Source organism: Mycobacterium sp. SP-6446, from assembly GCF_001954045.1.
GTDB lineage: Bacteria > Actinomycetota > Actinomycetes > Mycobacteriales > Mycobacteriaceae > Mycobacterium.
On record NZ_MBEM01000123.1, the window covers coordinates 1 to 514 of the forward strand.

At 62.3% G+C, this 514-nt stretch carries 1 protein-coding gene and 1 pseudogene; one reads left to right on the forward strand and one right to left on the reverse strand.

Annotated features, from left to right (window positions below):
* Positions 1–303, reverse strand: a pseudogene (locus A5736_RS10315) (serine/threonine protein kinase); the annotation flags it as partial.
* A gap of 123 nt (positions 304–426) precedes the next feature.
* Between A5736_RS10315 and A5736_RS26765 the strand changes: the two are divergent.
* On the forward strand, positions 427–514 hold an 88-nt coding region (locus A5736_RS26765), incomplete at its 3' end, for a hypothetical protein (protein ID WP_254848269.1).

Sequence of the window (514 nt, forward strand, 5' to 3'; positions counted from 1 at the left end):
CAGCAAGCGCGCGCAGTCGGCGCCGTCCACATAGTCCATCGACATCCACAGCTGGCCGTCACAGTCGCCGCGGTCATGGACGGAAACAAGGTGCGGATGCCACAGCGACGACGCTAAGTCGGCCTCTCGAATGAACCGCTCTCGAAAACTTGAGTCGGCGGAGACATCGGCGCGCAAAACCTTCAGCGCTTCCAGCCGGGGCAACCGCGGATGTCGAGCCAAATAGACCTCACCCATCCCGCCGGTCCCTAACAGCGACACGATGGTGTAGCCAGCGAACGAGGCACCGCTCATCAACGGCATGCGCAAATGGTAACGACGCCCATCACCGGTTGTTGGAGAATGCACCGCTACGTCCCGTCCCGAGTCGACGCTGTTTTGTCGGGAATGTCACTGGTCAGCGGCTGCGCTTGTAGTATGCGGCGCATGCCGCTAGAGGAAGGGGCGGATTTCGCCGGGTTCACCGTGGTGCGGCTGTTGGGCAGCGGCGGGATGGGTGAGGTCTATTTGGCTC